Source organism: Desulfuromonas soudanensis, assembly GCF_001278055.1.
GTDB classification, from domain to species: Bacteria; Desulfobacterota; Desulfuromonadia; order Desulfuromonadales; family WTL; genus Deferrimonas; species Deferrimonas soudanensis.
This window is the reverse complement of sequence record NZ_CP010802.1, coordinates 288,609-308,314: the sequence shown is the minus strand read 5'-3', so window position 1 is coordinate 308,314 and position 19,706 is coordinate 288,609. Positions and strand designations below refer to the sequence as shown.

Below are 19,706 nucleotides of genomic sequence, written 5' to 3'. Positions count from 1 at the left end.
CGGAGGCGTCAAGCCCCTTCCGGAGGTTTCCTCCCCTCGACCCACCAGTCCTCATCGTCGTCGAACCACCAGCGGGTCGAGTCCGTGGTCCAGATCGTTTCGGCCAGGCGGCGGGCGGCGTCGGTTTTGAGGCGCCGTACCGAAAAGGGGTACCATTCGTCGGCATAGCGGTTGCCGAGGTCCTTGTATTCCTTGAGGGCCAGAATCATCTCCAGCTGGTCGGCGTCGTGGGCAATCTGCGCCTCGCGGCTGCTTCGGCCGGTAAATTCGGCGATCAGGCCCCGGTAGTCGTCGCCGAAGGGGAGCGTTTCGGCGAGATCTTCAACGGCCCGGGCCTCATCGACCTTCAGGTATTTCTTGGCGACGTAGTTGAGGTCGCCGGTGCGGGCCTCGGGGACGTCGTGAAAGAGACAGAGCTGCAGGACCCGACCGGCGTCGGCCTCGGGATCGAGGTGGGCCAGGGCGTAACCGATCATCGCCGTACGAAAGGAGTGCTCGGCCACCGACTGGGTGCCGGAGCCGAGAAACTGGAACCCGGTGCGCGGGGTGCGTTTGAGCATGCCGACTTCGAAGAAAAAATTGGCGAGATTGCGCATGGTCTGTTTTCCTTGTTAGGTCGCTCGTCCGCAGGACATTAGGTCGATAACGGCTGCCGGAATCCTGACACAAAGGAGAGGCGGGACCAAGGAAAAAAGAGAAAAATGCGGCGGCTCAGCCGAGGCGGATGAGAAAGACCCCGGCGAGGATCAGGGCGGTGGCGGCGAAGCGGATGCGCCCGCAGCTCTCGCGGAGAAAAAAGACGCCGATCAGTACCCCGATCAGGAGGCTGACCTGGCGCACCGGCACCGCATAGCTCATCGGCGCAAGTTTGAGGCCGTAACGGAAGGCGAGGAAGGACCCCATCAGCACCGGCCCCGAGAGGATCACCAGGGTGCGGCTGAGGCGCAACTCGGCCATCAACCGGCCGCGATAGGACGGGCGCAGCAGGTTGAGAGTCATGAAGAAGAGCATGAACATCACCAGCAGGTAGGTGAAGTAGAAGGGGGGGTAGAGGCCGACCCCGGTCTTGTCGATCACCGCCCCCACCGAGTAGATGAACCCGGCGGCCAGCGCCGCCTGCACCGAGGGGTCGGCGAGGCTGCGGAAGGGTCGGAGGATCTCCCCGGCGGAGAGCCGCCGCAGCTGAACGGTGTAGGCGCCGACGATGATGAGGGCAATGCCGGCCATCCCGAGAGCCGACAGGCGCTCGCCGAGGAGCCACACCCCCCAGAGAGGGACGTAGAACATGGAGGTCTGAGCCAGGGGGTAGGTCAGCGACAGGTCCCCCCGCCGGTACGCCCGGCCGTTGAAGAGGTGATAGAAGACAAAACAGGCGGCGCCGGCCGCCCCGAGGAGGAGGACCTCGGGGGTCGGAGAGGGGAAGGGACCGGGGATAAAGAGGAGAAGGAGGTTGAGCAGCCCCCCGGAGGCGCAGAACATCCACCAGATGAAGACCGTCTTGTCGCCGCTGCGCTTGACCAGCAGGTTCCACAGGGCGTGCATCAGGGCAGAAAACAGGATCAGAACAAATGCCAGGCTACTCATGGGAAAAGGCTAGCCGATTTCCACTCAATTAGCGAGAGTAAAACTGATCGGAGTAAAAATTAGTCAGGGTAAAACAACATTTTCAAAAGGATTGACAGCACCGGGCAAATTGCTATGCTCGAAGGGCTCTTCCGGCGTGCGGATTTTTCGCCGCCGACCCTTCCCCCCAAGGAGCCCGACCCTTATGACCGACCGCCGCATCGAAGAGGATTCCATGGGCACCATGGAGGTCCCCGCCGGGGCCCTCTACGGCGCCCAGACCGCCCGCGCCCTGGAGAATTTCCCCATCTCCGGGATCCGCTTTCCCCGCCCCTTCATCCGCGCCCTCGGGATGATCAAGGAGCGGGCCGCCCGGGTCAATCTCGAACTCGGCCTCCTCGACGACGGACGGGCGATGGCCATCATGGAGGGAGCCGAGGAGGTGATCCGCGGCCTTCTCGACGAGCACTTCGTCCTCGACATCTTCCAGACCGGCTCCGGCACCAGCACCAACATGAACGCCAACGAGGTCATCGCCAATCGCGCCGCCCAGCTCATGGGAGGGGCGGCCGGAGACCGCGCCGTGCATCCCAATGACCACGTCAACCTCGGCCAGTCGAGCAACGACGTGATCCCCACGGCGATGCACATCGCCGCGGCGGTGGAGATCCGCCACACCCTGATTCCCGCCCTCTTCGCCCTGCAGGAGGCCCTCGGCGAGAAGTCCGTCGCCTTCGACGACATCGTCACCATCGGCCGCACCCACCTGCAGGACGCCACCCCGGTGCGCCTCGGCCAGATCTTCTCCGGCTATGCCCGCCAGAGCGCCCTCGCCATCCGCCGTCTCGAGGGGGCCGTCGACGGCCTCCTCGAGCTCCCCCTCGGCGGCACCGCCGTCGGCACCGGACTCAACACCCACCCCCGCTTCGCCGCCTCGGTCATCGCCGGGATCTCCGAGGTCACCGGCATCCCCTTCCGCGAGGCGGCCAACCACTTCGAGGCCCAGGGGGCCAAGGACGCCGTCGTCGCCGCCAGCGGCGCCCTCAAGAGCTGCGCCGTCACCCTCTTCAAGATCGCCAACGACATCCGCCACCTCGGCAGCGGTCCGCGCTGCGGCCTCGGCGAGCTGATCCTCCCGGCGGTGCAGCCCGGCAGCTCCATCATGCCCGGCAAGGTCAATCCGGTGATGGCCGAGGCCCTGATGCAGGCCTGCGCCCAGACGATCGGCTGCGATGCCGCCATCACCGTCGGCGGACTCGCCGGCAATTTCGAGCTCAACGTCATGATGCCGGTGATGGCCCACAACCTCCTGCAGGCCATATCCCTTCTCGGCTGCGCCGCAAGCGAGTTTACCGGCCGCTGCATCGTCGGTCTGCAGGCCGACCGCGGCCGTTGCGAGGGGCTCATCGAGCAGAGCCTGGCCATGTGCACCGCCCTGGTCCCGGCCGTCGGCTACGACCGGGCGGCCCAGGTGGCCAAGAAGGCCCACCAGAGCGGCCGGACCGTGCGCGAGATCGCCCTGGAGGAGGGGATTCTCCCTCCCGACGAGCTCGAACGCCTCCTCGACCCGCGTCCGATGACCGAGCCCGGGGTCCCCGGCAAGACGAGGTAGCAGACTCCTGATTTCGATTTCAAAGCCCCAAGGTTTTCGTCGCGTCGTTGCGTCGTCGCGTGAAACCTGGTCTTGACTTGATTTTTGTTGATGTTTTGGCCAGACCTTCGCGGGACGACCGACAATCAGGACCTTTTCCTCACGCGACGCCGCAACGACGCAACGCTTTTTAGTCAAAAGGCCTATCTACCGACAAAACGGACCGACACCCAGATCTTCCTCTCCCCCTACAACCCAAAAAAGGCGACCGGAATCGGTCGCCTTTCCTTTCATGTCCCTCAAATGTCCTCTTCCTTCTTCCTTCTCCCCTCTTCCTTCTCCCCTCAACTCCCCAGAGAGTTGAGTATCCCCGGCCCGAGGACCCGGCGCTGCCAGTTTTTTATTCCCGGAATGGCGCCGAGAGCCTCCTCCGTCTTCGGCACGGAACGGGCGATCCCCTCGAGGGTGGCGTTGTTGATGAGGACGCCGGAATCGATCTCCAGCTCGAGGGCCGTCGCCTGACGCCACTCCTTGAGGACGGACATGCGCTTGTCGACCTCGGGATCCCGCAGGCGGCGTTCGCCCCGGGGATAGACCGGCAGCTCCGTCTCGGGAAGGGCCATGGCGGTCTCGACGGCGGCCAGGAGGGTGCGCCCGAAGCGCTCGACCAGCCGGGGGGAAATCCCCTCGATGGCGACCAGCCCCTGCTCGCTTCTGGGGAGGGAGCGGGCCACCTCGAAGAGGGACTTGCTGCCGAGGATCTTGAAGGGGGGGCGGTCGCGGCGGCGCGCCTCGCGGTCGCGCCACTGCAGCACCTCCTCGAGAACCGCCAGCTGCCGGCGGTCGAGGGCCGCGGCCCCCTTGGTGCGCAGAAACATCGGTCCGCCGTGCTCGCTGTGACGCACCTGCTCGAGGAGAGCGAACTCCTCGGCGACCCAGTCGAGCCGCCCCTTGGCGGCCAGGCGTTCCTCGAGCATCAGCGCCAGGCCGTGGAGGTGGCGGGTGTCCTCGGCGGCGTAGCGGATCATTTCCGGAGTCAGAGGACGCAGCGCCCAGTCGGCCCGCTGGTACTGCTTGTCGAGCACGAGTCCGTAATACTTGCCGAGGATGTCCGCCAGACCGAACTTCTCCTCACCGAGAAACTGGCAGGAGATCATGGTGTCGAAGAGGCCGTTAATTTCGATGGCGAAGTCGCGATACAGGCAACGGATGTCGTAATCGGCGGCATGAAAGATCTTGCGCACCGCCGGGTCGGCCATCACCGGCTTGAGGGAGTCGAGATCGGAGACCGTCAGGGGATCGACGAGGACGGTGCGCTCGGGGGTGGTGAACTGCAGGAGGCAGACCTTCTCCTTGTAGCAGTGCATGGAATCGGCTTCGAGATCGACGGCGATCACCGGGAAGGCGTGGAGCTCCCGGGCAAAATCGGCGATGGCGCCGCTGTCAGTGAGTATCAGGGTATCGGGCATTTACTACTCCTTGGCTTTAATGGATGGGGCATCATGACAGTTCCACCGCTCCCTGGCAAGGTGCGGCACCCCTTTTTTGTGGGCCCCGTGCAGGGGGATTTCGGCCAACTCCCGTTCATTGGCCCAGAGTTCCCCTGCGGTTTCGGCGACCGCGGCGGCCTCTCCGGCACTCCCCCGGTAGAAGAGGACCTCGACCCGGAAGTGACTGTAGGCGTGGCGAGTCCGGCCCAGCTCCCGCAGACCCCCTTTTCCTCCGAGCTCGGCCAGGAGGGCGGAGGCGGCCGCCGCCGGCTCTGTCCCTTTCGCCACCTCGCGGCAGGGAAACTCCCAGAGCCCGCCGAGGAGACCGGAAAAGGGTCGGCGTCGCACCAGAAAACAGCCGTCTCGCTCCAGCAGCAGAGCGACCTGGCAAATCTCGGGAACGCTCCGTTTGGCCCTGGCCGCCGGCAGAACCATCTCCAGACCGAGCTGCCGCCCCCGGCAGAGATCGATGAGGGGACAGCGCGGGCAGTCGGGGCGCTTCGGGGCGCAGAGAGTGGCGCCGAGATCCATGATCGCCTGGGCGTAGTCGTGGGGACGATCCTCCGGAGTCAGCGCTTCGGCCCAGCCCCAGAGCTTCCCTTCGGCGGCGGCGCTCCTCGGATCCCCCTCGAGGGCAAAGAGGCGACAGAGAACCCGGCGGACGTTGCCGTCGAGAATCACCCCTTTTTTATCGTAGGCGATGGCAAGGATCGCCCCGGCCGTCGACCGCCCCACCCCGGGGAGAGCCATCAGTCCCGGAAGGTCGTCGGGAAAGGCTCCGCCCCCTTCGGCAACGATTCTTCGAGCGGCAGCGTGCAGGTTGCGGGCCCGGCTGTAGTAGCCGAGGCCGGCCCACAGGGCGATGACCTCCTCGGGAGACGATGCGGCCAGGGCCGCCACGTCGGGACAGGCCAAGAGAAATTTCTCGTAATAGGGGATGACCGCAGCGACGGTGGTCTGCTGCAGCATGATCTCCGAGAGCCAGATGCGGTAGGGGTCGCGGCACCCCCGCCAGGGGAGGTCGCGACCCTCCAGGCCGTACCAGGCGAGGAGGCGGGGGGCGACGTCGGCGGGATCGAAGAGGAAATTTTCAGGCATGATTTACCACAGAGACACAGAGACACAGAGGGAAAATCGTTAGAACCACAAAAGGGAAACATAACCTCAGAAAAAACACCACCCTGATTCCTTCAAAAAACTGCCCAAGACTCACCAATTTGCCGGATGGAGGTTTGCGTGGCTTCGTGTAAAGCCTCGGACTTTCTCAGTGCCTCTGTGTCTCCGTGGTGAGCAAAGGTTCACCTACCCGATCTCCCGCAGAGCACCAAGTGTCTGCTCCATCTCCTCGTCCGTGCCGATGGAGATCCGCAGGCCGTGGGCGAGGAGCGGGTCGGAGAAGTGGCGCACCAGGATCTTGCGGGAAAAGAGGGCGTCGTAGACCCGCCTGCCGTTGCGGTCCGGGGGGGAGGCGAAGACGAAGTTGGCGCTGGAGGGGATGACCTGATATCCGATGTTGCGCAGTTCAGCGGAAAACCGGTCGCGGGTGGCGCGGATGCGGCCTACGGTCAGGGCCAGATACGCCTGGTCGGCAAGGGCGGCGCCGGCGGCGGCCTGGGCGAGGCGGTCGAGGTGGTAATGATCGCGGATCTTGTCAAGGGCGGAAATGACCTGCGGCCGGGCGATGGCCAGACCGATGCGCATCCCGGCCAGGGAGTAGCTCTTGGAAAAGGTGCGGGTGACGATGACGTTCTCGTACCTTTTCACCAGTTCCAGGGCGTTGACCTCGGCAAAATCGACATAGGCCTCGTCGACCACCAGCGCCCCGGCACAGCGCCCGGCGATCTCCTCGATGTAGGCGAGGGGGAAAGCAAAGCCCAAGGGGGCGTTGGGGGTGGTGAGAAAGAAGATCTTCCCCTCGTAGCGCTCAGGGAAATCGGCGATGCGGAAATCCTCCGTCAGACCGAAGGTGCGGATTCTCGCCCCCTGAATCTCGGCCAGGGTCGCGTAATAGGAATAGGAGGGGTGAACGTAGCCGACCTCCTCCCCTTCGCCGGCAAAGGCGCGGATCAGGTTGTTGAGGAGCTCGTCGGAGCCGTTGGCCAAAATCACCCAGGAAGGGTCGAAGCCGTAGAGGTCGGCCGCTGCCCGGCGCGCCAGACGACTGGCGGCGTCGGGGTACTTGCGCAGATTTCCACCCCCCGCCCCGACTTCGGCGAGGATCGCCTCGACCACCTTCGGCGAGGGGGGGTAGGGGTTCTCATTGGTGTTGAGCTTGAGCCAGGACGCCTCGTCCTCGGGCTGAAAGCCGGGGACGTAGCCGGCCATCTCGGCGATGTTCTTGCGGAGCAGGGACATGGTGGGCACCCTTCAAAAAAACCGGGATTACCGCAGAGCTCAAAGGACACGGAGAAACCCAGAATTTGAAACTCTCTGTTCCCTGTGACTCTGTGGCGGACCGGGGAATTAATATTCCTCGAGAATTTCGTACAACGTGTTGCGCCTGGCCGGAATGAAGCCGGCGCCGCAGGCGATCTCGACCACCTCTTCCTGGGACAGGGAAAAGGCGCAGCCGGCGGCGGCAACGACGTTTTCCTCGAGCATGGTGCCGCCGAGGTCGTTGGCGCCGAAAAAGAGGGCGACCTGAGCCATGCGCGCCCCCTGGGTGACCCAGCTTGCCTGGATGTTGTCGACATTGTCGAGAACGATGCGGGAGAGGGCCAGAACCCTGAGATACTCCACGCCGCTCGCCGTCTCCCCGCCGAGCTCGGTGTTGGTCGGCTGAAAGGTCCAGGGGATGAAGGCGGTAAAGCCGCCGCTGCGCCCCTGGATCTCCCGGACCCGGTAGAGGTGCTCGACGATGTCCTCGGGAGACTCCCTGCTTCCGAACATCATCGTCGCCGTGGTGCGCATCCCCAGGGCATGCGCCTCCTCCATCACCGCCGCCCAGTCGCGCCAGCCGATCTTGTTGGGGGAGATCTCCTTGCGGACCGCATCGACCAGCACCTCGGCGCCGCCGCCGGGGACCGAGGCGAGTCCGGCCTTCTGCAGGCGGCGCAGGCACTCGGCCATGGAGATTTCCGAGAGACGGGCGATATGGATCACTTCGGCAGGAGAAAGGGAGTGGATCTGCACCGCCGGAAAGCGCTCCCGGATCTGGGCAAAGAGTTCTTCGAACCACTCGATTTTAAGCCTAGGATGCAGCCCTCCCTGCATCAGGAGTTGGGTGCCGCCGAAAGCGACCAGCTCGGCAATCTTGCCATGAATCGTTTCGTAATCGAGGAGATAGGCGTCGGCTGCGTCGGCCTGGCGGTAAAAGGCACAGAAGCGGCACTGGGACTCGCAGACGTTGGTGTAGTTGACGTTGCGGTCGACGACGAAGGTCACCCTCCCTTCGGGATGCTTCTGCCTACGGATGCCGTCGGCGAGCTTGCCGATCTCGAGAAAGTCGGCCTCGGTGAGGAGCCAGAGCGCCTCCTGTCGATCCAGGGGGACTCCTGCGGCAATCTTTTTTTGTATGGTTTTCAACATTTTTTATCTACCAGGGCACGAAGGACACGTAGATCAGGAGAAGGCAAGGGCATGTCTTCGTGTTCTTCGTGGTGAAAAGTTCAGTAAGCCCGCAGCTCATTGTAAAGGGTATCGCGCTCGACGGGGACCTTCCCGGCCTTGCGGATCAGGGCGATGATCTCCTTCTGGCCGAGAGCTTGGGGGGAGTCGGCGCCGGCGTCGTGGCCGATCTTCTCCTCGATGACCGTGCCGTCGAGGTCATTGACCCCGAAGGCGAGGGCGACCTGGGCGATTTTCAGGCCCAGCATCACCCAGTAGGCCTTGATGTGCTCGAAGTTGTCGAGATAGATGCGGCTGATGGCCAGCGTCTTGAGGGCATCGACGCCGCCGACTCCCCTTGCGCCGGGGACCCGGGTGTTGTCGGGCTGAAAGGCCAGGGGGATAAAGGCCTGGAAACCGCCGGTGGCGTCCTGCAGATGGCGCAAGCGCGACAGGTGGTCGACCCGGTCGGCGTGTTCCTCGAGATGGCCGAAGAGCATGGTGGCGTTGGTTTTGAGGCCGCTGCGATGCACGATCTCGGTGACTTCGAGCCAGCGCTCCCCGGAGATCTTCTCCGGGCAGATTTTCTGCCGCACACCGGAGGCGAAGATCTCGGCGCCGCCGCCGGGCATGGAGCCGAGACCGGCCTCCCTGAGCTCGGCGATGACCTGCTCGATGCTCTGTCCGGTGAGGGAGGCGAAATAGTCGATTTCCACGGCGGTGAAGGCCTTGATGTGGAGCGCCGGGTTGTCGGCCCGGACGGCGGCGAGCATCTCGAGATAGAAGTCGAAGGGGAGCTCGGGGTGGAGGCCGCCGACCATGTGGATCTCCGTCGCCCCGGCGGCGCTCGCCTCGGCGGCCTTTTCCAGGATGTCGTTGAGGGCCAGGGTGTAGCACCCCTCATCCTCGACCCCCTTGGAGAAGGCGCAAAAGGTGCAGCGGTTGATGCAGAGGTTGGTGTAGTTGATGTGACGGTTGACGTTGAAGTAGACCCGATCGCCGTTTTTGCGGCGATTGGCCCGGGCGGCCAGCTCGCCGATACCCAGCAGGTCGTTGCTGGAAAAAAGCCCGAGGGCTTCATCGTCGGAGATGCGGGCGCCGTTGTCGATTTTTGCGCGGAGGTTTTCGAAGAATCGAGTCATGGATCAATTTCCTGGTTACGTAAACACAGAGGGGAGGATTTTCCCTTCTCTGTGACTGACGAATCGCTAAACCAATTGGCCCCGATTGCCAGGGCTAACTGGAGGATGGATACAAGACGAACTCAAAGGCTTTAACGCTGAGGCGCAGAGGAGATCAAAAGAGGAGGATTTTCTCTCCATCTCTGCTCTCTTCGCGCCTCTGCGTTGAAAAGGTTTCTCAAGAAAAACCCACCCCTTGATTCGGCAATCATGGGTGGTGAGTGCTAAACGCAGATCACTTTCCCCCTTCACCCCAGCGCTGGAAAAGGGCGTGGTCGATCCCGAGGGTGTCGAGGATCTTACCGACCACGAAGTCGACCAGCGCCTCGACCGACTGCGGCCGGTGGTAGAAGGCCGGCATCGCCGGCAGGATCTGCGCCCCGGCCCGGGAGAGGCGCAGGAGGTTCTCGAGGTGAAGGGTGTTGAAAGGGGTCTCCCGGGGGACGAGGATCAGGGGGCGGCGCTCCTTGAGGGCCACGTCGGCGACGCGCTCGATGAGCGTGTTACTGAGACCGGCGGCGATGCGCCCGGCCGTCCCCATGGAACAGGGTGCGATGACCACCCCCTGCGGCGCCGAGGAGCCGCTGGCCACCGGGGCGAAGAAATCGTCCTGGTCGTAGTGCTCGAGGCTTGCGGTGCCGAAGTGAGCGCGCATCTTCTCCCGGCGCTCGCCGGCGCTCCCCGTCCAGTCGAGGCCGGTTTCATGGCGCAGCACCGCCAGGCCGGAGGCGCTGGCCAGGAGAGCGACGTTGCGCCCGGCAGCCAGCAGCTCTTCGACCAGGCGCAGGCCGTAGACCGCGCCCGAGGCGCCGGTGATGGCGACGACGATCGTATTCATGGTCCCCCTTTTCACAGCAGCGCATCGACCAGGGTGAAGAGAAAAATAGTCACGCTGATGTAGCCGTTCATGTTGAAAAAAGCCGCGTCGAGCCGGGAGAGGTCGCCGGGCTTGACGAGGCTGTGCTCGTAGGCCAGGAGTCCGGCCACCAGCGCCACCCCGGCCAGGTAGATCCATCCCAGCTCCGTCCCCAGGGGGAGGAGAAGAAGGAGGAGAACCATGGCGACGTGAAAGACCTTCACCAGCAAAAGCGAGCGCCTCACGCCGAGGCGCGAAGGGATGGAATGGAGCCCCTTGTCGCGGTCGAAGTCGAGGTCCTGCAGGGCGTAGAAGACATCGAACCCCGCCACCCAGAGGAGAACGGCGAGGCCGAGGACGACGATCGGCCAGCGCAGGTCGCCGCGCAGGGCGATCCAGGCGCCGATGGGGGCCGCGGCCAGACAGAGACCGAGGACCAGGTGGGCCAGGGCGGTGAAGCGCTTGCAGTAGGAGTAGAGGGCGAGAAAAAAGAGCACCAGCGGCGAGAGGTAGAAGCAGAGGGGGTTGAGCATCCATGCGGCCAGCAGCAGCAGGGCAAAGGAGACGACGACGAAGGTCCAGGCTTCCCGCCGGGAGATCCTGCCGGCGGGGATGTGACGGCCGGCGGTGCGGGGATTTTCGCCGTCGATTCCGGCATCGATGATGCGGTTGAGCCCCATCGCCCCGGAGCGGGCCCCGACCATCGCCAGGCAGATCCAGAAAACCTGCGCCAGAGTCGGCGGCGCGCCGCTGGCCTGGGCCGCCAGCACCACCCCCATCAGGGCAAAGGGGAAGGCAAAGACGGTGTGGGAGAACTTGATCATCTCCAGAAGGGAGCGGGTCTTGTCAAAAAGGGCGTTGGCGGCCATGGCGGTCCTTGCGGCAGCGGAGTCGGTTTCAACCAGTCAGGTCGGTCAGTTTACACCCGGCAGCGGCGCGGCACAAGGGGCTTTCACCTCTCCGTCCGGCAGGGTCCTGGAACGACTTTTCTTCGGACAAATCAGCAATAGAGCCCGTCCAGTCCCCTTCCCCCTTTGGCCCCGATTGCCCCCCTCATACGATTTCAATCTTCTCCCCCCCGCACTCCACCACCTGCCCCCGGCGCAGCTTGCAGCGCTTGCGCAGCTCGATCTGGCCGTCGACCGAAACCTCGCCCTCGGCAATCATCGCCTTGGCCATGCCGCCGCTGGTGCTCAGGGAAAAAAGTTTGAGGAGCTTGTAGAGTTCGATGAACTCGCCGGTGAGTTCGAAGGTCTGGGTCATGAAGGATCCTTTCAGTCGCGGTAAATGACGTGTTCCATGAAAAGGGCGGCAATCACCCCGATGACGAAGCCGTTGCCGAGGATCGGCCGCAGCACCGCCGGCAGGGTACCGACCAGAGGCGGGGGGAGAAAGGCGACCAGGGTTCCGAGGAGGAGGGGGAAGCCGATGATCAGGCCGTGGTGAAAGAGAAATCCACCCTTTGCGGCAAAGGCGGCGAGAAATCCGGCGGCCACCTGGGCGACGAGGATGTGGAGGAGAATGGCGCCGATGACGACGGCCGGGACGGCGGCGATCAGGGAGATGGCCAGGGGGGACCAGGAGATGGCCATTAGGATCAGGGCGGCGGGGATCAGGGGATAGCGGGAGGCGCAGCCGCTGGCGACGATCACCCCGGGGCTCAGGGAGAAGTTCACCGGGCCAACGACTCCGAGGAAACCGGAAAAGGCGTTGGCCAGGCCGGTGACGGTCATGCCGGCCGTGATGCGCCGTGCCATCCCCGGGGGGTGAAGGATCGTCTCGAGGGCCTGGATCGAACCGAGGTCGTTGACGGCCAGGGCGAAAAAGCAGAAGAGGAAGGAGAGGAGAACCCCGGCGTTCAGGGTCAGGGGGGTGGGGAAGGAGCGGAAAAAATTCCCCCAGAGGGGCATTGAGCCGTCAAAGTGCAGGGCCTCGGGAAAGAGGAGGAGATAGACGAGGCTGCCGAGGAGCATCCCCCAGATGATCAGGGTCGCCTGCCAGATGCCGCGCAGCCGGCGGTGGGCCCAGAACATTCCCGTCACCAGCAGGAGGGCAAAGGCGAGGTTGGCCGCCGCCGAGGTTCCGTTCCCGGCGGTCACCAGCTGCAGAATGGTCGGCAGCAGGGTGAAGGCGATCAGCAGCAATACGACGGCGATCACCCGCGCGGTGAAGAGGCGCTGCAGGGGGGCGAAGAGGCCGCTGATGCCGAGAACGGCCAGCACGGCGCCGCCGACGGCGATGGCCGTGTAGATCTCGGGAAGGGAACTCCCCCGGGCGGCGACGATGCCGACCAGCAGGACCGCCGCCGGGCCGACGATGAGGGGGAGGCCGTGCCCCCAGAGGATCTGCACCAGAAGGGTGAGGGCGGTGACGAAGGCGACCTTCTGCAGATAGACGACCTGGGCGCCGCCGTCGCTGAAATGCAGGGTGCCGATGACCTTGCCGATGATGACGATAGCTGGAACGGCGATGGCCAGCCACTGCATCCCGAAGAGAAGGAGGGCGGCGGCGGGGGGACGCTCATCGAGGCCGTACGTGAATTTCACCTGGGAACCTTTCGCCGGGGACCGGTAACGAAAATACGCCTCAGCGGCGGGTTTGCAGGAAGGCGCCGAGGGCGGTGTCGGTTTTGCGAATGTGCTGAATCAGCCAGCGCAGCACCGACTCGTTGGTTTCGATGAGGAGGTTGAAAGAGGCGCCCTCGACGTCGAGGTGGCTCCTGAGCTCCCGCAGCTGGCCGGCAAAGTCCCGGTGCTCCGAGGAATGCGCCGCGGCGCCGGGGTACTGATGAGCGGCCATCAGGGATTCCTCCTCCTGGAAGTGGCTGATGACGTAGCCGCCGAGAAAATCGAGGAGTCCGGCGACCTGCTCCCTCCCCTTGCGCTCCTTGCATGCCTCGATCAGGGAATTGAAGCGCCGGAAGAGTTCCTGATGCTGGCGATCGATGAGGTCGACCCCCACCGCGTAGTCCTGGGTCCAGAGGACGGCCATGCGTTTTTACTCCTTTGCTGGGGCCGGCGCTTGCGCCCGGCGATTTTTCTGTGGTAAGGCAAGAGCGCCCTTGACGGCGCTCGCCCCGGTGATATTGGTAAAGGAAAAGAGATCCTCCGTTTCGCACCCCGAAAAGGAGCGTAGCCGCAATGACGTCCTCACCCCTGCGCGAGATGCTGCAGACCATCGAGCGGGAATGCTCCCTGACCCGGCACCTCACCGGGCGCAGCAGCTTCGACCGCCGGGTCCTGGAGGCGATGGCCGCAGTCCCTCGGGAGGAATTCGTCCCGCCGGAGATCCGAGCCTGCGCCTACGCCGACAACGCCCTCCCCATTGGACTCGGACAGACGATCTCCCAGCCCTTCATCGTCGCACTGATGACCGATCTCCTCAACACGACGGCAGAAGACACCGTCCTCGAAGTGGGAACCGGCTCGGGGTACCAGGCGGCGATCCTCTCCCGCCTGGTGCGTCAGGTCTATTCGCTGGAGATCATCCCCGAGCTGGCGCAAGAGGCCGAAAAGCGATTGAAGCGCCTCAGTTGCGACAACGTCGCGGTGGCCAGCGGCAACGGCTACCACGGCTGGCCGGAGCATGCTCCCTTTGACGGCATCCTCGTCACCGCCGCCGCCGGCCATGTCCCCCCTCCCCTCGTCGAACAGCTCAAACCCGGCGGAAAGCTGGTCATCCCCGTCGGCTCCCCCAGCGGCTACCAGAAGCTTCTTCTCCTCGAAAAGAGCGGCGCAGGGAAGATCCTTCGCCGGGAGATTCTCGGCGTGGCCTTCGTCCCCCTCACCGGCGGCGACAGCGAACCCTCCTAAAGTGCGGCGCCGCAGAATTTGCAGTGGACGGCGTCGCTGTCGTGGCCGTCGGCGCTGCACATGGGGCAGGCCTGGGTGGAAATTTTCCTGCGGCCGAAGGCCTGGGTCATCTCCACGGTGACGATCCCGGTGGGGACGGCGATGATTCCATAACCCATGATCATGATCAGCGAAGCGAGCATCTGCCCGAGGCCGGTCTTCGGCGAGATATCCCCGTAGCCGACGGTCGTCAGGGTGACGATCGCCCAGTAAATGCTCATCGGGATACTGGTGAACCCGCCCCCCGACCCTTCGACGACGTACATCAGCGAACCGGAAATCACCACCAGGGTCAGAATGGCCAGGAGGAAGACGGTGATCTTCCGCCGGCTCGCCCCCAAAGCCTCCATCAGAACCCTGGCCTCGCCGAGGTACTGGGCCAGCTTGAGTATTCGGAAAATCCGCAGAATGCGCAGGACGCGAATCGTCAGCAGATACTGGGTCCCCGGGAGAAGGAGGCTGAGAAAGGTGGGGAGGATGGCCAGGAGATCGACGAGGCCGAAAAAACTGCGGGCGTAGCGCAGCGGCTTCCCGACGCAGGAGAGGCGCAGCAGGTACTCGACGGTAAAGAGGAGGGTGAAGAACCACTCGACGCCGTAGAGCCAGCGCCCCCAGGCCAGACGGACGGTGGCGACGCTGTCGAGCATCACCGCCGCCACACTGAGGAGGATGCTGAGGATCAGCAGAACGTCAAAGGCCTTCCCCGCCGGGGTGTCGGCCTCGAAGATCACCTCGTGGAGAGTCGCCCGCCACCCCCGGGCCGAAAGGCTCGGGCCCTCTTCCCCCGGTCCCTGGATCCTGATCATTGTCCGGCGGTCTCCTCGGCGCAATAGGCGAGGATTTCCCGCAGGAAGGAGTCCCCGTACTTCTCGAGCTTGTGCTTGCCGACTCCGCCGACCGTAAGGAGCGCCTCCCGATGAGCCGGGAGGTTTGCGGCCATCTCCGCCAGGGTGGCGTCGCCGAAGACCACGTAGGGGGGAACCCCTTCGGCGGCGGCGATCTCCTTGCGCAAAGCGCGCAGCCGCTCGAAAAGGAGCTGGTCGTATTCGAGCTCCCCCCCCCGGCGACGCGGCGCCTTCTTCTCCCGGGCCTTGACCCGCGGCCGGGGGAGAAAAAGGGGCTCCTCTCCCCGCAGAACCGGACGGGCGCTCTCGGTGAGACGCAGCACCGAGTAGGCGGCGACATCCTGGACCAGATAGCCGCGGTGAATGAGCTGACGGATCAGCCCCCCCCAGGCCTCGGCGCTGGTGGCCGCACCGATGCCGTAGGTGGAGAGCCGGTCGTGCCCGAGCTTGAGGATCCGTTCGCTGCGGGCGCCCCGCAGCACCTCGATGACGTGACCCATGCCGAAGCGCTGCCCCACCCGGTAGACGCAGGAGAGGGCCTTCTGCGCCTGTTCGGTGGCGTCGTAGGTCTCGGGGGGGTTGAGACAGATGTCGCAGTTGCCGCAGTCCTCCTCGAGGCTCTCGCCGAAATAACCGAGAAGGACCCGTCGCCGGCAGGTCAGGGGTTCGGCAAAACCGATGATCGTCTGCAGCTTGTGCAGCTCGATGCGGTTCTGCTCGGGATTCCCCCCTTTTTCGATGAGGCCGCGGACGATGGCGATGTCGCCGTAGCCGAAGAGGAGGAGAGCCTCGGCGGGGAGTCCGTCGCGCCCGGCGCGGCCGGTCTCCTGATAATAGCTCTCGATGTTCTTGGGGAGATCGTAGTGGACGACGAAACGCACATTGGGCTTGTCGATCCCCATGCCGAAGGCGACCGTCGCCACCACCACCTGCAGCTCGTCCCGCAAGAAATCGTCCTGCACCCGCTGCCGCTCACCGGCGGCCATCCCGGCGTGGTAGGGGGCGGCGGAGATCCCGGCGGCCACGAGGCGGGCGGCGACCTCCTCGACCCGCTTGCGGGAGAGGGCGTAGACGATCCCCGACTGCTCCCTGCGGCCGGCGAGAAACTCCAGGAGCTGGGCGGCAGGCCTCGCCTTGTCGACCACGGTGTAGCGGATGTTGGGGCGGTCGAATCCGGCGACGAAGGAACGGGCCCGGTCGAGACCGAGGCGGCGCCGGATGTCGTCCCGGGTCTGGGGGTCGGCGGTGGCGGTGAGGGCGATCATCGGCACCTTGGGGAATTCCCGGCGTAGCCGGCCGAGCTCGACGTACTCGGGGCGGAAATCGTGCCCCCATTGGGAGACGCAGTGGGCCTCGTCGATGGCAAAGAGGGCGATGGGGATCTCGGCGAGGCGCCCGAGGAATTCGGCGCTCATCAGCCGCTCCGGTGCGATATAGAGGAGGTCGAGTCTGCCGCCATGGAGCCGCTCCAGGACCTCGCGGGCCTCGGCCGCCTTGAGGGTCGAATTGTAGTGGGCGCATTCCACGCCGTTGGCGCGCAGGGCGTCGACCTGGTCCTTCATCAAGGAGATCAGCGGCGAAACGACGATGGCCACCCCCGACCGGTGCAGGGCCGGAATCTGGTAGCAGAGGGACTTGCCGCCGCCGGTCGGCATCAGGACGAAAGCGTCCTCACCGGCAATCAGGGTCTCGATAATCGCCTGCTGCGGATCGCGAAAGGCGCCGTAGCCGAAGACCTCGCTCAGGGTCTGCAGGGGTGTTCGCTTCATCGGTCAAGACTCCCGTCGATGCCGTATTCTTCCCAGCGCGCCGCCAGAAGCGCCAGAGTCGCCTCGTCGGCTTCGACCCTGGGGGACGGTGGTTCGCACCCCTCCTCGCCGGCGAGCTTGACGGTGGCGTCGATGGCGATGCGCAACCCGTCGATGCGCAGGTCACGGCGCGGATCGATCGTGTTGATGGTATGCCAGAAAACCTGCGAAGGGTTGTGGACGTCCACATCGGCATCGACGATGACCAGCAGCCGGGCGTCCTTGAGACGCCCCCGCCGCCACAGGGCCAGGGCGATGGCCCGCCCCCCTCCCGGCTCCTTCTTGGTCATGGATATCAGGGTGCAGCCGTGAAAAATCCCCTCCATGGGGGAGTGAACATCGACGATCTGCGGATGATCCACGCGCAGCAACGGCAGAAAAAGGCGCTCCGTCGCCTGGGCGAGGAAACAGTCTTCCATGGGCGGCGGACCGACGACGGTGCAGGGATAGAGGGCGTCGCGGCGGTGGGTGACGGCCGTGACGTGGAACAGGGGTGCCGGAGACGCCGGAACGTAGCGGCCGCTGTGATTGCCGAAGGGGCCGCTCGGGCGGGTTTCGCCCGGGACGAAATAGCCCTCGATGACGAATTCGGCGGCGGCAGGCACCTCGAGGTCGCAGCTGAGGCACCGGGCCATCGCCACAGGGACCTGGCGCAGGTACCCGGCGAAGGAGACCTCGTCGACCCCCGTCGGAACCGGGGCGGCGGCGGCATAGATCAGCGCCGGATCGCCGCCGAGGGCAATTGCCACCGGCATCCGTTTCCCCCGGGCACTCCAGGCGGCGTGATGACGGTAGCCGTCGGAACCGCGCCGCCAGTCGATGGCCGCGCAGTTGTCGTCGAAGAGTTGGACCCGGTACATGCCGCAATTGGTGCGGCCGGTGCCGGGATCACGGGTGAAGACCAGCGGGAGGGTTAAGAACCGGCCGCCGTCCCCCGGCCAGGCCTGCAGGGCGGGGAGGACCTGGAGCAGGGGGCCGTCGCGGTGGATGACCTGCTGACAGGGGGCACTGGCCACCAGGCGCGGCAGATAGGCAGGATCCTCCACCAGGGCTTGCAGGCGGGCGGCGCCGCTCCCCGACCCGGCGGCAATTTCCCGGGCGATGCGCCGGGCCAGGGCCTCGATGTCATCTGTCCACAGAGCCCAGGAGGTGCGTCGCCGAGAACCGAAGAGGTTGGTGAGCACGGCAAAGGGATAGCCGCGGACATTTTCGAAGAGGAGGGCGCGCCCCCCCCCGGCCCCCTTGCTGACGCGGTCGGTGATCGCGGCGATCTCCAGCAGCGGGTCGACTTCGGCCGTCACCCGGCACAGGTCGCCGGCCTCCTCGACCAGGGCCAATAAACCCCTCAAATCGACAATGGACACGATTTCTCCCTTTCCGCCTGATTGCTCAAAGGGCTATTGTAGATGATTTGTCCCCATTCGTCAGCAGGCAAAAAAAACGGCCCCCCGAAAATTCCGGGGGGCCGGGGCAACAGCGGTGAATCGAGAGGATCAAAAAAGCGCCATTTTGGCCAGGTCCATGACTTTGCCGGGGATGACTCCCAGGTAGAGGACGCCAGCCAGGGCGATAAGAACAGAGATAACGGCTCCGACCTGGACCTTGACCCAGCTGAAATCTTCGGTCGGTTCCTTGAAGTACATGTAGACCATGACCCGCAGGTAGTAGTAGAGGGAGAGCGCGGAGTTGAGAACACCGAGGATCGCCAGCCAGACGTACCCGGCCTTGACGGCGCCTGCGAAGATGTAGAACTTGCCGGTGAATCCGACGGTGGGGGGAATGCCCATCAACGAGAAGAGGAAGATGGTCAACGCCACCCCGAGATAGGGACGCTTGTAACCGAACCCGGCGATCCCGTCGAGGGTGAGGTTCTCCTCCCCCTTTTTCCCGAGAAGAACCAAAACGGCAAAGGCGCCGAGGTTCATCAGCGTGTAGGCGAGCATGTAGAAGAGGACGCCGGAGACGCCGACGGCGTTGGCCGCCACCATGCCGACCAAGGCATACCCGGCGTGGGCCACCGAGGAATAGGCGAGCATCCGCTTCAAGTTGGTTTGGTAGATGGCAAGGACGTTGCCGACAAACATGGTGAGGACGGCAAGGACCCAGAGGAGCGAGGTCCAGTCGGCCTGCATCCCGCCGAGACCGAGAAAGAAGACCCGCAAAAAGGCGGCGAAGGCAGCGGCCTTGGGACCGGCGCTCATGAAGGCGGTGATCGGGGTCGGCGCGCCCTGGTAGACGTCGGGGGCCCACATGTGGAAGGGGACGATGGCAATCTTGAAGAGAAAGCCGACGCTGAGAAGAATCATCCCGGCCACGGTCATCAGGTTGCTGTAGGCGCCGGGGTTGGCGTTGAGATAGCCGCCGATCTCGGCGACGTTGGTGGTGCCGGTAACGCCGTAGAGGAGAGCGATCCCGTAGAGGAGAAAGCCGGTGGAAAAGGCGCCGAGAAAGAAGTATTTGAGTCCGGCCTCGTTGGACTGCGCCTGATCGCGGAAAAAGCCGGCCAGGACGTAGAGTGCGACGGAGAGGACCTCGAGGCCGAGGAAGATGGTCATCAGGTTGATCCCCGAAGCCATGAACATCGCCCCGGCGGTGCAGAGGAGGATCAGCGGATAGTATTCCCCCACCGGATATCCCTCGCGCTTGAGGTAGTCATCGGACATGAGGATGGTCAGCCCGGCGGCGACCAGGAAGATGATATTGAAGAAGGTGGCGAAGTTGTCGAGGGCCACATGACCGGCAAAGCCGGTGATTTCCTGGAACGGCTTGTTCCAGGCGTTGACGGCGACGACAGCCGTGACGCCGATGGCGACCATGCTGAGCCAGGCGACGTGGGCGGTCTTTCCCCGGGGGGAGAAGACATTGATAAGGAGCAGAGCCATGCCGAACAAGGACAGCACGAGTGCCGGCATGATCGCTCCGAAATTGACGTTATTCATGGCAATTTGCACCAGATTTTCCATGGAAATGCTCCT

Annotated in this window: 18 protein-coding genes; 2 read left to right on the top strand and 16 right to left on the bottom strand. The window is 64.6% G+C overall.

All coding sequences use genetic code 11. The annotated features are described in order from the left end of the window. Window positions 1-8: 8 nt before the first annotated feature. Both DSOUD_RS01410 and DSOUD_RS01405 read right to left on the bottom strand, forming a co-directional pair. The gene (locus DSOUD_RS01410) at window positions 9-596 is read right to left on the bottom strand and encodes an HD domain-containing protein (protein ID WP_053549321.1); all 588 of its coding nucleotides are present in this window, start codon (window positions 594-596) and stop codon (window positions 9-11) included. A 115-nt stretch (window positions 597-711) separates the two neighbouring features. Continuing rightward, window positions 712-1,584 (bottom strand): EamA family transporter, encoded by an 873-nt coding sequence (locus tag DSOUD_RS01405; RefSeq protein WP_053549320.1) that lies wholly within the window; start codon window positions 1,582-1,584, stop codon window positions 712-714. Window positions 1,585-1,768: 184 nt separating this feature from the next. Between DSOUD_RS01405 and DSOUD_RS01400 the strand changes: the two genes are divergently transcribed. Further along, on the top strand, window positions 1,769-3,175 hold the full coding sequence (locus DSOUD_RS01400; RefSeq protein WP_053549319.1) for a class II fumarate hydratase: 1,407 nt from the start codon (window positions 1,769-1,771) through the stop codon (window positions 3,173-3,175). Between the two features lie 323 nt (window positions 3,176-3,498). Here the strand turns inward: DSOUD_RS01400 and DSOUD_RS01395 are convergent, their stop codons facing one another. The 10 genes from DSOUD_RS01395 to DSOUD_RS01350 form a co-directional block, all read right to left on the bottom strand. Then, entirely contained in the window at window positions 3,499-4,623 is a 1,125-nt protein-coding gene (locus tag DSOUD_RS01395; RefSeq protein ID WP_053549318.1) for a ribonuclease D, read from the bottom strand. A gap of 3 nt (window positions 4,624-4,626) precedes the next feature. Beyond that, window positions 4,627-5,742 carry an A/G-specific adenine glycosylase gene (mutY, locus tag DSOUD_RS01390; RefSeq protein WP_053549317.1) on the bottom strand — a complete coding sequence of 372 codons (1,116 nt, stop codon included), beginning with the start codon at window positions 5,740-5,742 and terminating at the stop codon, window positions 4,627-4,629. Between the two features lie 204 nt (window positions 5,743-5,946). Continuing rightward, window positions 5,947-6,999 (bottom strand): histidinol-phosphate transaminase, encoded by a 1,053-nt coding sequence (gene hisC, locus DSOUD_RS01385; RefSeq protein WP_053549316.1) that lies wholly within the window; start codon window positions 6,997-6,999, stop codon window positions 5,947-5,949. Between the two features lie 108 nt (window positions 7,000-7,107). After that, window positions 7,108-8,172, bottom strand: coding sequence for a cyclic dehypoxanthinyl futalosine synthase (gene mqnC / locus DSOUD_RS01380; RefSeq protein ID WP_096335416.1), 1,065 nt, complete (start codon window positions 8,170-8,172; stop codon window positions 7,108-7,110). A gap of 80 nt (window positions 8,173-8,252) precedes the next feature. Beyond that, window positions 8,253-9,332, bottom strand: coding sequence for an aminofutalosine synthase MqnE (gene mqnE / locus DSOUD_RS01375; RefSeq protein WP_053549315.1), 1,080 nt, complete (start codon window positions 9,330-9,332; stop codon window positions 8,253-8,255). 274 nt (window positions 9,333-9,606) lie between these two features. After that, on the bottom strand, window positions 9,607-10,209 hold the full coding sequence (locus DSOUD_RS01370; protein WP_053549314.1) for a UbiX family flavin prenyltransferase: 603 nt from the start codon (window positions 10,207-10,209) through the stop codon (window positions 9,607-9,609). Window positions 10,210-10,220: 11 nt separating this feature from the next. Beyond that, entirely contained in the window at window positions 10,221-11,096 is an 876-nt protein-coding gene (locus DSOUD_RS01365; protein ID WP_053549313.1) for a UbiA-like polyprenyltransferase, read from the bottom strand. Between the two features lie 184 nt (window positions 11,097-11,280). Then, window positions 11,281-11,490: an RNA-binding S4 domain-containing protein gene (locus tag DSOUD_RS01360; RefSeq protein WP_053549312.1), complete on the bottom strand. Its 210-nt coding sequence runs from the start codon at window positions 11,488-11,490 to the stop codon at window positions 11,281-11,283. 11 nt (window positions 11,491-11,501) lie between these two features. Then, window positions 11,502-12,773 carry a uracil-xanthine permease family protein gene (locus tag DSOUD_RS01355; RefSeq protein ID WP_053549311.1) on the bottom strand — a complete coding sequence of 424 codons (1,272 nt, stop codon included), beginning with the start codon at window positions 12,771-12,773 and terminating at the stop codon, window positions 11,502-11,504. A 40-nt stretch (window positions 12,774-12,813) separates the two neighbouring features. After that, window positions 12,814-13,218: a bacteriohemerythrin gene (locus tag DSOUD_RS01350; RefSeq protein WP_053549310.1), complete on the bottom strand. Its 405-nt coding sequence runs from the start codon at window positions 13,216-13,218 to the stop codon at window positions 12,814-12,816. A gap of 149 nt (window positions 13,219-13,367) precedes the next feature. Here DSOUD_RS01350 and DSOUD_RS01345 point away from each other — a divergent pair, with 149 nt between their 5' ends. Further along, window positions 13,368-14,039 carry a protein-L-isoaspartate(D-aspartate) O-methyltransferase gene (locus DSOUD_RS01345; protein ID WP_053549309.1) on the top strand — a complete coding sequence of 224 codons (672 nt, stop codon included), beginning with the start codon at window positions 13,368-13,370 and terminating at the stop codon, window positions 14,037-14,039. Here the strand turns inward: DSOUD_RS01345 and DSOUD_RS01340 are convergent. The 4 genes from DSOUD_RS01340 to DSOUD_RS01325 all read right to left on the bottom strand — a co-directional run bounded on the left by DSOUD_RS01340 (window position 14,036) and on the right by DSOUD_RS01325 (window position 19,694). Next, window positions 14,036-14,884: an ion transporter gene (locus DSOUD_RS01340; RefSeq protein ID WP_082350999.1), complete on the bottom strand. Its 849-nt coding sequence runs from the start codon at window positions 14,882-14,884 to the stop codon at window positions 14,036-14,038. The genes DSOUD_RS01345 and DSOUD_RS01340 overlap by 4 nt on opposite strands. Further along, window positions 14,881-16,692, bottom strand: coding sequence for a DNA helicase RecQ (gene recQ, locus DSOUD_RS01335; protein ID WP_053549308.1), 1,812 nt, complete (start codon window positions 16,690-16,692; stop codon window positions 14,881-14,883). Before recQ ends, DSOUD_RS01340 begins: the two co-directional genes overlap by 4 nt. After that, window positions 16,689-18,095 (bottom strand): UbiD family decarboxylase, encoded by a 1,407-nt coding sequence (locus DSOUD_RS01330; RefSeq protein WP_053549307.1) that lies wholly within the window; start codon window positions 18,093-18,095, stop codon window positions 16,689-16,691. Before DSOUD_RS01330 ends, recQ begins: the two co-directional genes overlap by 4 nt. 129 nt (window positions 18,096-18,224) lie before the next feature. After that, window positions 18,225-19,694 carry an NADH-quinone oxidoreductase subunit N gene (locus DSOUD_RS01325; protein WP_053549306.1) on the bottom strand — a complete coding sequence of 490 codons (1,470 nt, stop codon included), beginning with the start codon at window positions 19,692-19,694 and terminating at the stop codon, window positions 18,225-18,227. Between the last annotated feature and the right edge of the window lie 12 nt (window positions 19,695-19,706).

Bases quoted from the DNA above. Each gene is read 5' to 3' on its own strand.
- mqnE (WP_053549315.1), bottom strand. From the start codon at position 9,332: ATGACTCGATTCTTCGAAAACCTCCGCGCAAAAATCGACAACGGCGCC.
- mqnC (WP_096335416.1), bottom strand. From the start codon at position 8,172: ATGTTGAAAACCATACAAAAAAAGATTGCCGCAGGAGTCCCCCTGGAT.
- DSOUD_RS01370 (WP_053549314.1), bottom strand. From the start codon at position 10,209: ATGAATACGATCGTCGTCGCCATCACCGGCGCCTCGGGCGCGGTCTAC.
- DSOUD_RS01360 (WP_053549312.1), bottom strand. From the start codon at position 11,490: ATGACCCAGACCTTCGAACTCACCGGCGAGTTCATCGAACTCTACAAG.
- DSOUD_RS01325 (WP_053549306.1), bottom strand. From the start codon at position 19,694: ATGGAAAATCTGGTGCAAATTGCCATGAATAACGTCAATTTCGGAGCG.
- DSOUD_RS01410 (WP_053549321.1), bottom strand. From the start codon at position 596: ATGCGCAATCTCGCCAATTTTTTCTTCGAAGTCGGCATGCTCAAACGC.
- DSOUD_RS01350 (WP_053549310.1), bottom strand. From the start codon at position 13,218: ATGGCCGTCCTCTGGACCCAGGACTACGCGGTGGGGGTCGACCTCATC.
- DSOUD_RS01405 (WP_053549320.1), bottom strand. From the start codon at position 1,584: ATGAGTAGCCTGGCATTTGTTCTGATCCTGTTTTCTGCCCTGATGCAC.
- mutY (WP_053549317.1), bottom strand. From the start codon at position 5,742: ATGCCTGAAAATTTCCTCTTCGATCCCGCCGACGTCGCCCCCCGCCTC.
- hisC (WP_053549316.1), bottom strand. From the start codon at position 6,999: ATGTCCCTGCTCCGCAAGAACATCGCCGAGATGGCCGGCTACGTCCCC.
- DSOUD_RS01340 (WP_082350999.1), bottom strand. From the start codon at position 14,884: ATGATCAGGATCCAGGGACCGGGGGAAGAGGGCCCGAGCCTTTCGGCC.
- recQ (WP_053549308.1), bottom strand. From the start codon at position 16,692: ATGAAGCGAACACCCCTGCAGACCCTGAGCGAGGTCTTCGGCTACGGC.
- DSOUD_RS01395 (WP_053549318.1), bottom strand. From the start codon at position 4,623: ATGCCCGATACCCTGATACTCACTGACAGCGGCGCCATCGCCGATTTT.
- DSOUD_RS01365 (WP_053549313.1), bottom strand. From the start codon at position 11,096: ATGGCCGCCAACGCCCTTTTTGACAAGACCCGCTCCCTTCTGGAGATG.
- DSOUD_RS01345 (WP_053549309.1), top strand. From the start codon at position 13,368: ATGACGTCCTCACCCCTGCGCGAGATGCTGCAGACCATCGAGCGGGAA.
- DSOUD_RS01400 (WP_053549319.1), top strand. From the start codon at position 1,769: ATGACCGACCGCCGCATCGAAGAGGATTCCATGGGCACCATGGAGGTC.